Here is a 13,955-nt window from a genome sequence, read left to right on the forward strand (position 1 = left end):
GCTCGAAGCGAAGAATTGAGGCGAACAGCAGCCGTGAATTCACCTTCACCATTCGGTCAGAACGAGTGGTTGGTCGAAGAGATGTACCGCAAGTTCCGGGAGGATCCTTCGTCGGTCGACCCCAGTTGGCACGAGTTCCTCGTCGACTACTCCCCCGAACCCACCAACGACACCGCCCCCAGGGCCAACGGTAAATCCGCCGCAGGCCCGACCACCGCACCCGAACCCGCACGGGCACCGGCACCGGCACCGGCACCGAAATCAGCGAGCAGCAACGGCGAGACCAAGGCGGACAAGCCCTCCCCGAAGCCGGCCGCCTCTGAGAAGACCGCCGACAAGCCCGCCGAGGACAAGCCCGCCCAGGACAAGCCCGAAGCCAAGAAGAGCGAGTCCAAGAAGCCGGAGGCGAAAACGCCCGAGGCTCCCGAGAAGAGCAAGCCGGCCGCACAGGAAGACGAGACCCAGGTACTGCGTGGCGCCGCAGCGGCAGTGGTGAAGAACATGTCCGCGTCGCTGGACGTGCCGACCGCCACCAGCGTGCGAGCGATCCCGGCCAAGGCGATGATCGACAACCGGATCGTCATCAACAACCACCTCAAGCGGACCCGGGGCGGCAAGATCTCGTTCACCCATCTGCTGGGTTACGCGATCGTGCAGGCGGTCAAGAAGTTCCCGAACATGAACCGCCACTTCGCCGAGGTCGACGGCAAGCCGAACGCGGTCACGCCGGCGCACACCAACCTCGGCCTGGCGATCGATCTGCAGGGCAAGAACGGCAGCCGCCAACTTGTCGTCGCGGCGATAAAGAACTGCGAGACGATGCGGTTCGGTCAGTTCATCGCCGCCTACGAGGACATCGTGCGCCGCGCCCGCGACGGCAAGCTGACCGCCGAAGACTTTGGCGGCGTGACGATTTCATTGACCAACCCCGGCACCATCGGCACCGTGCACTCGGTGCCGCGGCTGATGCGGGGGCAGGGTGCGATCGTCGGTGCCGGTGCCATGGAGTACCCGGCCGAGTTCCAGGGCGCCAGCGACGAGCGCATCGGTGAACTCGGTGTCGGCAAGCTCATCACGCTGACGTCGACCTACGACCACCGCATCATCCAGGGCGCCGAGTCCGGCGACTTCCTGCGCACAATCCACCAGTTGTTGCTCGACGACGAGTTCTACGACGAGATCTTCCGCGAGCTCGGCATCCCCTACGAGCCGGTTCGCTGGCGGATCGACAACCCCGATTCCATCGAGGACAAGAACGCCCGGGTCATCGAGCTGATCGCGGCCTACCGCAATCGCGGCCACCTGATGGCCGACATCGACCCGCTGCGGCTGGACAACACCCGCTTCCGAAGCCACCCCGATCTCGACGTCAACACCCACGGCCTGACGCTGTGGGATCTGGACCGGGAGTTCAAGGTCAACGGGTTCGCCGGCAAGACCAACAAGAAGCTACGTGACGTGTTGGGCCTGCTGCGTGACGCGTACTGCCGCCACGTCGGGGTGGAGTACACCCACATCCTCGAGCCCGAACAGCAGGAGTGGCTGCAGCAACGCATCGAGATCAAGCACGAGAAGCCGACCGTCGCCGAGCAGAAGTACATCCTGAGCAAGCTCAATGCGGCCGAGGCGTTCGAGACCTTCCTTGCGACCAAATACGTTGGCCAGAAGCGGTTCTCGCTCGAAGGAGCCGAGACCGTCATCCCGATGATGGATGCCGCGATCGACCAGGCCGCCGAACACGGCCTCGACGAGGTCGTCATCGGCATGCCGCACCGGGGCCGTCTCAACGTGCTGGCCAACATCGTCGGCAAGCCGTATTCGCAGATATTCACCGAGTTCGAGGGCAACCTCAACCCGTCACAGGCGCACGGTTCCGGCGACGTCAAGTACCACCTCGGCGCGACGGGCACCTACATCCAGATGTTCGGTGAGAACGACATCGCCGTGTCGCTGGTCGCCAACCCCAGCCACCTCGAGGCGGTCGACCCGGTGCTCGAGGGCATCGTGCGCGCCAAGCAGGACATGTTGGGCGTCGGGGAAGAGGTCGACGGGTCCAACCAGTTCACGGTCGTGCCGATGATGCTGCACGGCGACGCCGCGTTCGCCGGCCAGGGGGTGGTGGCCGAGACGCTGAACCTGGCCCTGCTGCCCGGCTACCGCACCGGCGGGACCATCCACATCATCGTCAACAACCAGATCGGGTTCACCACCTCTCCGGGTGACTCCCGCTCCTCGGAGTACTGCACCGACGTCGCCAAGATGATCGGCGCGCCGATCTTCCACGTCAACGGCGACGACCCGGAGGCCGCGGTGTGGGTTGCCAAGCTGGCCGTCGACTTCCGGCAGCAGTTCAAGAAAGACGTCGTCATCGACATGCTGTGCTATCGGCGGCGCGGCCACAACGAGGGCGACGACCCGTCGATGACGCAGCCCAACATGTACGACGTCATCGACACCAAGCGCGGCGTGCGCAAGACCTACACCGAGGCGTTGATCGGCCGCGGTGACATCTCGATGAAGGAAGCCGAGGACGCGCTCCGCGACTACCAGGGCCAGCTCGAACGGGTCTTCAACGAGGTGCGTGATCTCGAGAAGCACGAGATCGAGCCCAGCGCCTCGGTGGAGTCCGACCAGATGGTTCCGGCGGGGATGAACACCGCGGTGGACAAGGCGCTGCTGGCGCGCATCGGCGACGCCCATCTGGCGGTCGCCGAGGAGTTCAACGTCCATCCACGCGTGAAACCCGTGCTGGAGAAGCGCCGCGAAATGGCCTACGAGGGCAAGGTCGACTGGGCGTTCGCCGAGCTGCTGGCACTGGGCTCGTTCCTGGCGGAGGGCAAGACGATCCGGTTGACCGGGCAGGACACCCGGCGCGGCACGTTCACCCAGCGCCATTCGGTGATCATCGACCGCAAGACCGGCAAGGAGTTCACGCCTCTGGACCTGTTGACGGTCGACACCGACGGAAACCCGACCGGCGGCAGGTTCATGGTCTACGACTCCGCGCTGTCGGAGTTCGCCGCGGTGGGCTTCGAGTACGGCTACTCGGTCGGCAACCCGGACGCGCTGGTGCTGTGGGAGGCCCAGTTCGGTGACTTCGTCAACGGCGCGCAGTCGATCATCGACGAGTTCATCAGCTCCGGCGAGGCCAAGTGGGGCCAGCTCTCCGATGTGGTGCTGCTGCTGCCGCACGGCCACGAGGGCCAGGGACCCGACCACACCTCGGGCCGCATCGAGCGGTTCCTGCTGTTGTGGGCGGAGGGGTCGATGACGATCGCGATGCCGTCGACGCCGGCGAACTACTTCCACCTGCTGCGCCGGCACGGTCTCGACGGGATCCACCGACCGCTGATCGTCTTCACGCCGAAGTCGATGCTGCGCAACAAGGCGGCCGTGAGCGACATCCGCGACTTCACCGAGATGAAGTTCCGCTCGGTGCTCGAGGAACCCACTTACACCGACGGGGAAGGTGAGCGCTCCAAGGCCAAGCGGATCCTGTTGACCAGCGGCAAGCTGTACTACGAGTTGGCCGCGCGCAAGAACAAGGAACAGCGCGACGACGTGGCGATCGTCCGCATCGAGCAGCTCGCGCCGTTGCCGAGACGCCGACTCGCCGAGACGCTCGACCAGTACCCCAACGCCGCCGAGTACTTCTGGGTGCAGGAGGAGCCTGCGAACCAGGGTGCATGGCCGACGATGGGGTTGACACTGCCCGAGGTGCTGCCGGACAAGCTCACCGGCATCAAGCGCATCTCCCGTCGGGCCATGTCCGCGCCGTCCTCGGGTTCATCGAAGGTGCACGCCGTCGAGCAGCAGGAGATCATCGACGAGGCGTTCGCCTAGCGCTCTTCCGGGCGAGGGTGCTCAGCCGAACAGCGAGAACGGCACGCCGTCGGTCATCGCGACGACCGCGCGCGGGCAGAAGATCTGGATCGCCAGTCCGGTGAACATCGTCGCCGGCCCGAGCGGTCGACCGAGTTCGTCGGCGACCCGGGCGGCGACGTCGGCGGCGTCCTGTCCGGGATCGGCCAGCATCGGGCAGATCGACTCCCCGACCCGGACCGCGGTCGCCGGGTCGATGCCGCCGACGCGGTAGTGGTCGAGCGCCCCGAGGAAGACGTCGGCCTCGGTATCTGCGTGCGCCGGTGCCGCGGACATCGTCGCCGCCGCCACGGCGGCCGACGCGACGAGCGTTGCAACGGCCCGGTACCTGTTGGTCATGCCTCTACTGTCGTCGCGGACGGCCCGGGCATTACGCCGACGCCACCCGAACAGGGTCGGTACCCGCGGTACCGGGTAGGCTGACACGCACTCAACACGCGTAGAACAACACGAGGGAGTGGATATGCAGGGCTTCGCCGGAAAGGTGGCCGTCGTGACCGGCGCCGGCTCGGGCATCGGTCAGGCGCTGGCGATCGAACTGGGCCGCTCCGGCGCCCACGTGGCGATCAGCGACATCGACACCGAGGGCCTGGCCGTCACCGAGGAGCGCCTCAAGGCCATCGGCACCCAGGTGAAGTCCGACCGCCTCAACGTCACCGAGCGGGAGGCCTTCCAGCTCTACGCCGACGGCGTCGCCGAGCACTTCGGCAAGGTCAACCAGATCTACAACAACGCCGGCATCGCCTTCACCGGCGACATCGAGATCAGCCAGTACAAGGACATCGAACGGGTGATGGACGTCGACTTCTGGGGCGTGGTCAACGGCACCAAGTCCTTCCTGCCGCACCTCATCGCCTCCGGCGACGGACACGTCGTCAACGTCTCCAGCGTCTTCGGCCTGTTCGCGGTGCCCGGCCAGGGTGCCTACAACGCGGCGAAGTTCGCGGTGCGTGGCTTCACCGAAGCGCTGCGCCAGGAGATGGCGCTGGCCAGGCACCCCGTCAAGGTCACCTGTGTGCACCCCGGTGGCATCAAGACCGCCATCGCCCGCAACGCCACTGCCGCCGAGGGCCTGGACCCCGAAGAACTCGCCCAGACCTTCGACAAGAAACTCGCCAGCACGAGTCCGGAGAAGGCTGCCCAGATCATCCTGGACGGGGTGCGCAAGAACAAGGCGCGGGTGTTGGTGGGCAATGACGCGAAGATGTTCGACATCGTCATCCGGGCCGTCGGCGCTCGCTACCAGACCCTGTTCCCCAAGGTCGTCTCACGGCTCACGCCGCCGGCGCACTGAGCGCGCTCACGCACGGTTAGTGACCGATGCCGAGCGGGTGCGCGTCGAGCCACTGCCCGGCCACCAGGCCCACATCGGCGCCCTCGGCCACGCGGCGGCGCATCTCGGCCAGCGAGCCGGTCTCCAGCACCCCGGCGAGCTCGTTGAGCGCGAGCACCTGGGACTCGGTCAGTTCGTTGCGCCGGTACAACGGCACCACGTTCTCCGCACGGATGAGCGACGTTTCGTCGGACAGCACCACCACCTCCGGCGGCACGTCCCCGGCGGCGGTCGTCGTCCACGCCGCATCGATCTGACCGGCCCGAAGCGACGCGAACATCGCTGCGTCGTCCGGGAACTCGCGTACCCGAGGCAGGTCGCAGGTGCCCAGCGACGACGGCCGCGCCGCACCGCTCACCGCGCCCACCGACACGTCCTCACACCGGCGGGCCAGCGCCGACACATCACTGACATCCCAGTCCTCGGAGGTCTTCTCGGTCACCGCGACGGCGGGTTTGTCCTGTGCCGAGGTGGTGTAGTCACCGGCGGCGATGCCCTCGGGCAACGCCGCGACCAGCATCCGGTACACCTGCACGTCGGACCGTGCGGGGGCATCCGGGTCGAACCGTTGCAGCAGACGCCCGGTGAACCCCGGCGCGACGCGGATCTGCCCAGAGTCCAGCCGATCAAGTGGATCCTGCTCGACCTCGACGTGTGCGGCGTTGCCGTAGTAGCGCAGCGCGGCGGCGTAGAGGTGGGCCACCAGTTCGGCTTCCGGATCCGAGGTCGCCCCCACCGGAATCGACGGCGGCGGTTGCGCACCGCCGCAACCCGCGGCCACCAGAGAGACGACCAGCACAGACGCCAGTCGACTCGCGATGCGTCCGCGGCTCAGCCGACCGCATCCTCGGACGCGGCGGCGACCGCGGCGGCCACCGCGGGACCCACCCGCGGGTCCAGGGCGCTGGGCACGATGTGGTCGACCGTCAGGTCGTCACCCACCACGGAGAAGATCGCCTCGGCGGCGGCCACCTTCATCTTCTCGGTGATGCGGCGCGCCCCCGCGTCCAGCGCACCGCGGAAGACACCCGGGAACGCCAGCACGTTGTTGATCTGGTTCGGGAAGTCGCTGCGCCCGGTGGCCACGACGGCCGCGTACTTGCGGGCCACGTCGGGGTGGATCTCCGGATCGGGGTTCGACATCGCGAACACGATGCCGCCCGGCGTCATCGTCGCGATCAACTCCTCCGGCACCAACCCGGCCGACACACCCATGAACACGTCGGCGCCGTCGAGCGCCTCGGCGATGCCGCCGCGGAGACCGCGTGGGTTGGACCGGGACGCCAACTCCGCCTTGAACGGGTTGAGGTCGTCGCGCCCGGTGTGCACGACGCCCTTGCTGTCGAGCACTGTGACGTCACCGATGCCCTTGGCCAACAGGATGTTCGCGCAGGCGATGCCGGCGGCACCGGCACCGGAGATGACTACCTTCATCGTGTGCATGTCACGGTCGAGCACCCTGCTGGCGCCCAGCAGCGCGGCGAGCACGACGATGGCGGTGCCGTGCTGATCGTCATGCATGACCGGGCAGTCCAGCGCCTCGATGACGCGGCGCTCGATCTCGAAGCAGCGCGGCGCCGAGATGTCTTCGAGGTTGACCGCCCCGAACGTCGGACGCAGCCGGATGATCGTCTCGACGATCTCATCGGGGTCCTTGGTGTCCAGCACGATCGGGATGGAGTCCAGCCCGCCGAACGTCTTGAACAGCGCGCTCTTGCCCTCCATCACCGGCAGCGAGGCCGCCGGTCCGATGTCGCCGAGCCCGAGTACTGCGCTGCCGTCGCTGATGACCGCCACCAGCCGGTTCGCCCAGGTGTAGCGCTTGGCGAGGGTGGCGTCCGCGGCGATCGCACGGCTGACCTGCGCCACCCCGGGGGTGTAGGCGATCGACAGTGCCCGCTGGGTGTCCAGTGGCGATTTCAGTTCGACGGTGAGCTTGCCTCCCTCGTGCGCCTCGAAGATCTCGTTGTCCTCGATGACAACCTGGGGCGTGCGGGTCTCTGACCCGCGCGAGGGACCGACAACACTTTCCGACACGGCCGTCAGGGTAGCCGACGGCGCGAGCTCACAGAGATGGGTTCCCCCTTCGTGAGCAGATCGCCGCCGGCGCGCGACGCGTAGCATCCCTGCTACCGGTCAGGGCACTCGATCGGGACACCTCATTTCGGAGGGAGGCCCGCGCATGCCGTCGTTTCGCGCGTTGCCGCCGTCGCGACTGCGCCAGCCCCGCACCCCGACCGTCGGGCCGGACGCCAAGAGCATCCACGTACCCGTGGCCCGGGCGATGGTCGACTGCGGCGTCTACTGTGACGGCGCCCGACTGCCGGGCAAGTACACCCACGCCGCCGCGCTGCGCAAGGTGCACGAGATCGAGGCCGAGGGCAGGGATGCCTTCGTCTGGGTCGGGCTGCACGAACCCGACGAGCATCAGATGCAGACCGTGGCCGACGTTTTCCGCCTGCACGAACTCGCGGTCGAGGACGCCGTGCACGCCCACCAACGGCCCAAACTCGAGCGCTACGACAAGACGCTGTTCCTGGTGCTCAAGACCGTCATCTACGTCGACCACGAATCGATGGCCAACGCACGCGAGATCGTGGAGACCGGCGAGGTGATGATCTTCGTCGGCCCCGACTTCGTCGTCACCGTCCGTCACGGCGAGCACGGCGGGCTGGCCGGGGTCCGCCGACACCTGGAGGCTTCGCCCGCCACCCTGCAACTCGGACCGTATTCGGTGATGCACGCCATCGCCGACCACGTCGTGGACACCTACCTCGAGGTCACCGAATCCATCGAGACCGACATCGATGCGATGGAGGAGAACATCTTCTCCCCGCAGTCGCAGACCAACATGGCCTCGATTTATCTGCTCAAACGCGAGGTCGTCGAACTGCGCCGCGCCGTCGCCCCGTTGGTGACCGACCTGGAGCGCATCGGCACCGATCACGAAGACCTGATCAATGTCGAGATCCGCCGCTACATGCGCGACGTCCTCGACCACACCATCAAGGCCTCCGAACGCATCGCCAGCTACGACGAACTGCTCAGCTCGCTGGTGCAGGCCGCGCTCGGCAAGGTCGCCATGCAGCAGAACGTCGACATGCGCAAGATCTCTGCCTGGGTGGCCATCGCGGCCGTGCCCACCGCGCTGGCAGGCATCTACGGGATGAACTTCGAGCACATGCCCGGACTGGAATGGACCTGGGGTTACCCTGCGGTGCTGTTGCTGATGACGACCGTGTGCGTGATGTTGTACCGCACATTCCGGCACAACAACTGGCTCTGACCCCCGCCGGAACTGTATTCCAGCAGGCCAAATCTCAAGGTTGGCTGCCGGAATACAGTTCCGGCGCAGGGACTGGCGGCCCGCCGCTCACTTCGGACTGGCGGCTCGCCGCCGTGGGTCCGTGGGATCGACCCCGTCCTGCACCCACGCCTCCCGCATCGCCTCGGCGCCCTTGAGCCGCACCCACGCCGCCTCGGTCGCCGTGATCGGCACCGCCGACAACACCGAGACCGGCGACAGTGGTTCGGGCAGCACGACGTCGTCGATGGTGCTGGGCCCCAACAGGTATGCCGTGAAGGGTGCCCCCTGCCACAACGGTGTCTCCAGATCGACGAGCGCGTCGGGTTCCAGGATCAACCCTTCGACCGCAGGCGCCGCGGCGACCACCGCGAGCGACCGCGCCAGCCCGGCCGGTGACGGTCCGCGCAGTGCGATCGCGACCTCGGCGCGCGGCCCCCGGACAGGATCTGCGAGCAGCTCAGCCGGGTCGACCATCGGGTGGCGTGAACAACCGACCGACACGTAATGCACTGCAGCGCCATCGCCGCCGTCCGGCACCCCGAACCGCACGACGTCGATCGGGTCCGCACCGAGGAACGTGACGCTTGCCTCGGTGGGCTCCGCGGTGACGCCCATCCGCGTGAAGTGGTCGACCAGGTGAGCGCGTACGCGGGCGAGGACGTCGCTCATCGGGTCCCGGTGATCGACTCGGTGATCGAAGCCATCCGGAAATCAGATCGTCAGACGTGCCAGCAGGTCCCGACCCCGCTCGGCGCTCTGCGGATCACACAATACGTCGTACCGGCCGGCGACGAGTTGCAGCGTCGAGCTGAAATCCCTTGTGCCCCGGGCCATCGCGTACGGGATCGCCGAGGTGATCAGACCGAAGAACACCCCGGCGACCAGACCGGTGATCAGCGCGCTCCACGGGTTGGGGCTGAAGAAACCCAGGATGAGGCCGATGAACAACCCCAACCAGGCGCCCGTGAGGACACCGCCGCCGAGCACCTTGGGCCAGGTCAGTTTCCCGGTGACCCGCTCGACCTGCATCAGGTCGACCCCGACGATGGTCACGTGTTCGACAGGAAACTGCTGGTCGGTGAGGTAGTCCACGGCACGCTGGGCTTCCGCGTACGTCGGATACGACCCGATCGGCCACCCCTTGGGAGGGGTGGGCAGGCCGACCGGACGGCCTCGCCCCGAGGCGGGGACGCCGGATGCCCCACCGGGATTCTGTCCAGGCTGGAACGGGCTGGTCATCGTCGTGAACTCCTTCGATTGCGCGACGTGCAAGGCTAGTGTGCCGTCAACGATCCCGGCCGGCCAAAGGTGCCCGACTTGGGCTCACCTCGGGTTACCTTCGGTTGCGCTAGGTTGATCAGCATGACAAATTCGGACGACGAGTCAGGCCGAATCGAATCTTCCGATTCCACCGGCGGCGGGTCCGAGCCGTCCGCTGCCGGCCACGAGGCACCCCCGACCGAGCAGAACGGGCCGTCGACGCCGTCGCAGGGCTCTTCGCCCGCGCCGTCGGACTATCCGGCCCCCGCATACGGCCAGCAGCCCACCACGCCGGATTCCGGGTTCGACACCCCGGCCACCGGCTTCCCGCCGCCCGGTGGTTACCAGCCCTCCGGCGGCTACCCGCCCTCCGGCGGCTATCCCCCACCGCCTTCCGGTTACCCGCCGCCATATCCCGACCAGGGAACGGCGCAGTACCCGAATTCGGGGTACGGCGCGCCGGCGTACCCACCGCCGCCGCAGTACGGCGGCTACCCACCGCCGCCCGCTGGCTACCCCGGTGCCGACTACGGCTATCCCGGATCGGATTACGGCTACGGCGCTCCGGTTCAGCAGGGCACCAACAGTCTTGCGATCTGGTCGCTGGTCGCGTCGATTCTCGGGGTGTGCTGCGGCCTGGGCTCGATCGTCGGCATCGTGCTCGGGTTCATGGCGCTCAGCCAGATGAAGCAGACCCGGCAGGCAGGCAACGGCCTGGCGATCGCAGGCATCGTCGTCGGTGTGGTGACGCTGCTGATCAGCTTCGGCTGGACCATTGCGATGCTGGCCGCCTGACCGGGTAGCCCCGCATGACCACCAGCGGACCCGAAGAGCCCGGTCGAGGTTTCGGACCGCTGTGGGACTACCCGGCCGACGCAGGGCTGCCGCCGCCGCTGTACCCCCCGCCGTACCCGGGCTACTACCAGCCATATCCGACGTCGCCGGGCTACCCACCGGCCTGGCCGCTGAAGCCACCGGGCACCAACGGCAAGGCGGTCGCCGCGCTGGTGACATCGCTGGGCGGCATGATCTGCTGCGGCCTGCCCGCGGTTGTCGGTCTGGTGCTCGGGATCGTCGCGATGCGCGAGACCAAGCGGACCGGGCAGGACGGACACGCGCTGGCCGTGGCCGCCGTCGTCGTCAGCACAGTCGTCCTCGTCGGCTACTTCCTCTACCTGTCGGTGGCGATCCTGCTCAACCTCGGGTGACCGATTCGGCGGTCACTCCGGGGGCCGGAACGGTTCCCCGGTGCGCTGCATGCCCGCCGCACGACCCTTGCCGGCGATGACGAGCGCCATCTTGCGGCTCGCCTCGTCGATCATCTCGTCGCCGAGCATCACCGCACCCCGCGCGCCGCCGGCGCGGGAGGTGTGCCATTCATAGGCCTCCAGGATCAGTTCGGCGTGGTCGTAGGACTCTTGTCGCGGGCTGAAGATCTCGTTGCCCGCGGCGATCTGGTCGGGGTGCAGCACCCACTTGCCGTCGTAACCCAGCGCCGCGGAGCGGCCCGCCACCACCCGGAACGCGTCGGTGTCGCGGACCTTGAGATAGGGCCCGTCGACGGCGGCGATGCCGTGGGCGCGGGCGGCCACCAGGATCCGCATCAGAATGTGGTGGTAGGCGTCACCGACGTCGTATCCCTCCGGCTGCTCGCCCACCACCAGCGTGCGCATGTTCAAGCTGGCCATCAGATCAGCGGGGCCGAGCACGAGCGCCTGGACGCGGGGAGCGGCCGCGATCGCGTCGATGTCGGTCAGTCCCCGGGCGTCCTCGATCTGCGCTTCGATACCGATCTTCCCGGCCGGCAGGCCGTGGGTGGCCTCCAATTGCCCCAGCAGCAGATCCAGCGCGTGGATGTGTGACACATCGGCCACCTTGGGCAACACCACGACGTCGAGTGCCGCGCCCGCACCCTCGACCACCTCGATGATGTCGGCGTGGGTCCACGGCGTCGTCCAGTCGTTGACGCGGACGCCCCGCAGCTGACCGCCCCAACCGGGCTCACCGAGTGCGGCGGCGACGCGTGCCCGCGCTTCGCTCTTCGCGTCGGGGGCGACGGCGTCTTCGAGGTCGAGAAACACCTCGTCGGCCGGCAATGTCTTGGCCTTCTGGATCATCTTGGCGCTGGAGCCCGGCACGGACAGGCACGTCCGCCGGGGTCGATACCGGTTTTCCACAACATTCTCTCTACCCTTACGACCATGGCGTCGGTCAACAGGGTCTATGCGGCCCGACTTGCGGGAATGGTGGTGCTCGGCCCCGACGGCGAATCCATCGGCCGCGTCCGTGATGTGGTCATCGGCATCAGCCTGGTGCGACAACAACCGCGCGTCCTCGGCCTCGTCTGCGAGTTGCTCAGCCGTAGAAGAATTTTTGTGCCGATCCTGCGGGTCACGGCGATCGAGCCCGGTGCGGTGACCTTGTCCACCGGCAACGTGTCGCTGCGGCGTTTCTCCCAACGTCCCGGCGAGGTTCTGGTGCTGGGGCAGGTCATCGAGACCCGCGTCCGCGTCGACGACCCGGATCTGGAGCAGCTCGCGGGACTTGACGTGGTGGTCGTGGATCTCGGCATCGAGCAGACCCGGACCCGCGACTGGGTGGTCACCAAGGTCGCGGTGCGTCCGCAACGCCGGCTCGGACGGCGCAGCAATGTGCACGCCGTCGACTGGCAGCACGTCCACGGCCTGACGCCGTCCGGCCTGGCGATGCCCGATCAGGGTGTGGCCCAGTTGCTCGAGCAGTTCCAGGGTCAGAGGGCCGTCGAGGTGGCCGACGCCATCCGCGAACTGCCCAACAAGCGCCGTTACGAGGTGGTCAACGCGCTCGACGACGAACGACTCGCCGATGTCCTGCAGGAACTGCCGGAAGACCAACAGCTCGCGGTGCTGCGGCAGCTGAAGACCGACCGGGCCGCCGACGTGCTCGAGGCGATGGACCCCGACGACGCCGCAGACCTTCTCGGGACGATGACGCCGGCGGACGCCGAGCAGTTCCTGCGTCGCATGGACCCGGAGGACTCCGAGGACGTGCGCCGCCTGCTCAGCCATTCGCCGAACACCGCAGGCGGTCTGATGACCTCGGAGCCGGTGGTGCTGGCCCCTGACACCACCGTCGCCGAAGCCCTTGCCCGGGTGCGGGATCCGGACCTGACGCCGGCGCTGGCGTCGGTGGTATTCGTCGTTCGTCCGCCCACCTCCACACCCACCGGCCGCTACCTCGGTTGTGTGCATCTGCAGCGTCTGCTGCGCGAACCACCCGCCGAGCTGGTCAGCGGGATCGTCGACACCGACCTGCCCTACCTGCGGCCGGAGGACTCGCTGGGCGCGCTCACCCGCTATTTCGCCGCCTACAACCTGGTGTGCGGGCCGGTTGTGGACGACGAGAACCACCTCGTCGGCGCCGTGTCCGTCGACGACGTGCTCGACCACCTGTTGCCCGACGACTGGCGTGAACGTGAGGCCGAACCCGAGATCTTCACCGTGGAGGGCACGCGATGAGCGAGAGCTCCGCCCGGCAGCGGCTCGACACCCCCCGGGTCTCCCGGTCCCTGACCCCCCGGCTGGACGTGGAGGCCGTCGGCCGGGTCAGCGAACGGTTCGCCCGGTTCCTCGGCACCGGTCGGTACCTGGCGATCCAGACCGTCGCGGTGATCGCGTGGATCCTGCTGAACGTCGGAGCCTTCGCCTGGCAGTGGGATCCGTATCCGTTCATCCTGCTCAATCTGGCGTTCTCCACCCAGGCGGCGTACGCGGCGCCGCTGATCCTCCTCGCCCAGAACAGGCAGGAGAACCGCGACCGGGTCTCGCTGGAGGAAGACCGCAGGCGCGCCGAGCAGACCAAGGCCGACACCGAGTACCTGGCGCGTGAGCTGGCAGCGCTGCGTCTGGCGGTCGGTGAGGTCACCACCCGCGACTATCTGCGCCGCGAGTTGGAGGAGGTCCGCGAGCTGATCGCGACGCTGCGCCCACCGGTCGAGGACGGCAGCGAGGAGCCGAGCAAACACGACACCGAGCGGCGGTCGAAGAAGAACGGGTGAAACAGCTGCGGCGATTGCTGTTACACCAGCGTTGCCGAGTCGGTATGGTGACTTGATTCACAGGCGACCACACGACTAGGACGGTTGAGTGCACATCGGGCGAAAAGCCTCCGCAGGGACGGCGAAGCGGCAGGTTG

The 13,955-nt window shown here is 67.6% G+C and carries 13 protein-coding genes; 7 read left to right on the forward strand and 6 right to left on the reverse strand.

Going from position 1 to position 13,955, the window contains the following annotated elements; translation table 11 throughout:
• Nucleotides 1-81 precede the first annotated feature (81 nt).
• Nucleotides 82-3,843 carry a multifunctional oxoglutarate decarboxylase/oxoglutarate dehydrogenase thiamine pyrophosphate-binding subunit/dihydrolipoyllysine-residue succinyltransferase subunit gene (locus G6N53_RS25185; protein ID WP_237166788.1) on the forward strand — a complete coding sequence of 1,254 codons (3,762 nt, stop codon included), beginning with the start codon at nucleotides 82-84 and terminating at the stop codon, nucleotides 3,841-3,843.
• Nucleotides 3,844-3,864: 21 nt separating this feature from the next.
• Here the strand turns inward: G6N53_RS25185 and G6N53_RS25190 are convergent, their stop codons facing one another.
• Nucleotides 3,865-4,221 (reverse strand): DUF732 domain-containing protein, encoded by a 357-nt coding sequence (locus G6N53_RS25190; RefSeq protein ID WP_163893665.1) that lies wholly within the window; start codon nucleotides 4,219-4,221, stop codon nucleotides 3,865-3,867.
• A 124-nt stretch (nucleotides 4,222-4,345) separates the two neighbouring features.
• On the opposite strand from G6N53_RS25190, the gene G6N53_RS25195 reads away from it, so the two are divergent.
• Nucleotides 4,346-5,176, forward strand: coding sequence for an SDR family NAD(P)-dependent oxidoreductase (locus G6N53_RS25195; RefSeq protein ID WP_163893667.1), 831 nt, complete (start codon nucleotides 4,346-4,348; stop codon nucleotides 5,174-5,176).
• A 16-nt stretch (nucleotides 5,177-5,192) separates the two neighbouring features.
• Here the strand turns inward: G6N53_RS25195 and G6N53_RS25200 are convergent, their stop codons facing one another.
• Nucleotides 5,193-6,023, reverse strand: a complete 831-nt coding sequence (locus tag G6N53_RS25200) for a glycine betaine ABC transporter substrate-binding protein (RefSeq protein WP_275999357.1) — start codon at nucleotides 6,021-6,023, stop codon at nucleotides 5,193-5,195.
• Between the two features lie 23 nt (nucleotides 6,024-6,046).
• Entirely contained in the window at nucleotides 6,047-7,252 is a 1,206-nt protein-coding gene (locus G6N53_RS25205; protein WP_163893671.1) for an NAD(P)-dependent malic enzyme, read from the reverse strand.
• A gap of 145 nt (nucleotides 7,253-7,397) precedes the next feature.
• Here G6N53_RS25205 and corA point away from each other — a divergent pair, with 145 nt between their 5' ends.
• Nucleotides 7,398-8,501 carry a magnesium/cobalt transporter CorA gene (corA, locus tag G6N53_RS25210; RefSeq protein WP_163893673.1) on the forward strand — a complete coding sequence of 368 codons (1,104 nt, stop codon included), beginning with the start codon at nucleotides 7,398-7,400 and terminating at the stop codon, nucleotides 8,499-8,501.
• A gap of 87 nt (nucleotides 8,502-8,588) precedes the next feature.
• Here the strand turns inward: corA and G6N53_RS25215 are convergent, their stop codons facing one another.
• Together G6N53_RS25215 and G6N53_RS25220 are read right to left on the reverse strand one after the other, a co-directional pair.
• The gene (locus tag G6N53_RS25215; protein ID WP_163893675.1) at nucleotides 8,589-9,191 is read right to left on the reverse strand and encodes a suppressor of fused domain protein; all 603 of its coding nucleotides are present in this window, start codon (nucleotides 9,189-9,191) and stop codon (nucleotides 8,589-8,591) included.
• Nucleotides 9,192-9,233: 42 nt separating this feature from the next.
• On the reverse strand, nucleotides 9,234-9,761 hold the full coding sequence (locus G6N53_RS25220) for a YflT domain-containing protein (protein ID WP_163893677.1): 528 nt from the start codon (nucleotides 9,759-9,761) through the stop codon (nucleotides 9,234-9,236).
• 123 nt (nucleotides 9,762-9,884) lie between these two features.
• On the opposite strand from G6N53_RS25220, the gene G6N53_RS25225 reads away from it, so the two are divergent.
• Complete coding sequence (locus G6N53_RS25225) at nucleotides 9,885-10,577, forward strand: DUF4190 domain-containing protein (protein WP_163893679.1); 693 nt, start codon at nucleotides 9,885-9,887, stop codon at nucleotides 10,575-10,577.
• A 14-nt stretch (nucleotides 10,578-10,591) separates the two neighbouring features.
• Nucleotides 10,592-10,990: a DUF4190 domain-containing protein gene (locus G6N53_RS25230; protein WP_163893702.1), complete on the forward strand. Its 399-nt coding sequence runs from the start codon at nucleotides 10,592-10,594 to the stop codon at nucleotides 10,988-10,990.
• Nucleotides 10,991-11,002: 12 nt separating this feature from the next.
• Here the strand turns inward: G6N53_RS25230 and G6N53_RS25235 are convergent, their stop codons facing one another.
• Entirely contained in the window at nucleotides 11,003-11,959 is a 957-nt protein-coding gene (locus G6N53_RS25235; RefSeq protein WP_163893703.1) for an HpcH/HpaI aldolase/citrate lyase family protein, read from the reverse strand.
• Between the two features lie 24 nt (nucleotides 11,960-11,983).
• On the opposite strand from G6N53_RS25235, the gene G6N53_RS25240 reads away from it, so the two are divergent.
• Together G6N53_RS25240 and G6N53_RS25245 are read left to right on the forward strand one after the other, a co-directional pair.
• A complete protein-coding gene (locus G6N53_RS25240; protein ID WP_163893705.1) occupies nucleotides 11,984-13,279 on the forward strand; it encodes a magnesium transporter MgtE N-terminal domain-containing protein in 1,296 nt (431 codons plus the stop codon).
• Complete coding sequence (locus G6N53_RS25245) at nucleotides 13,276-13,818, forward strand: DUF1003 domain-containing protein (RefSeq protein ID WP_163893707.1); 543 nt, start codon at nucleotides 13,276-13,278, stop codon at nucleotides 13,816-13,818. Before G6N53_RS25240 ends, G6N53_RS25245 begins: the two co-directional genes overlap by 4 nt.
• Nucleotides 13,819-13,955 lie beyond the last annotated feature (137 nt).

It is taken from the genome of Mycolicibacterium hippocampi, assembly GCF_010723735.1.
Lineage (GTDB): Bacteria > Actinomycetota > Actinomycetes > Mycobacteriales > Mycobacteriaceae > Mycobacterium > Mycobacterium hippocampi.

Excerpts from the sequence above, each read along its gene's own strand:
- G6N53_RS25185 (WP_237166788.1), top strand. The coding sequence starts at position 82 with ATGTACCGCAAGTTCCGGGAGGATCCTTCGTCGGTCGACCCCAGTTGG.
- G6N53_RS25190 (WP_163893665.1), bottom strand. The coding sequence starts at position 4,221 with ATGACCAACAGGTACCGGGCCGTTGCAACGCTCGTCGCGTCGGCCGCC.
- G6N53_RS25195 (WP_163893667.1), top strand. The coding sequence starts at position 4,346 with ATGCAGGGCTTCGCCGGAAAGGTGGCCGTCGTGACCGGCGCCGGCTCG.
- corA (WP_163893673.1), top strand. The coding sequence starts at position 7,398 with ATGCCGTCGTTTCGCGCGTTGCCGCCGTCGCGACTGCGCCAGCCCCGC.
- G6N53_RS25215 (WP_163893675.1), bottom strand. The coding sequence starts at position 9,191 with ATGAGCGACGTCCTCGCCCGCGTACGCGCTCACCTGGTCGACCACTTC.
- G6N53_RS25220 (WP_163893677.1), bottom strand. The coding sequence starts at position 9,761 with ATGACCAGCCCGTTCCAGCCTGGACAGAATCCCGGTGGGGCATCCGGC.
- G6N53_RS25225 (WP_163893679.1), top strand. The coding sequence starts at position 9,885 with ATGACAAATTCGGACGACGAGTCAGGCCGAATCGAATCTTCCGATTCC.
- G6N53_RS25230 (WP_163893702.1), top strand. The coding sequence starts at position 10,592 with ATGACCACCAGCGGACCCGAAGAGCCCGGTCGAGGTTTCGGACCGCTG.
- G6N53_RS25240 (WP_163893705.1), top strand. The coding sequence starts at position 11,984 with ATGGCGTCGGTCAACAGGGTCTATGCGGCCCGACTTGCGGGAATGGTG.
- G6N53_RS25245 (WP_163893707.1), top strand. The coding sequence starts at position 13,276 with ATGAGCGAGAGCTCCGCCCGGCAGCGGCTCGACACCCCCCGGGTCTCC.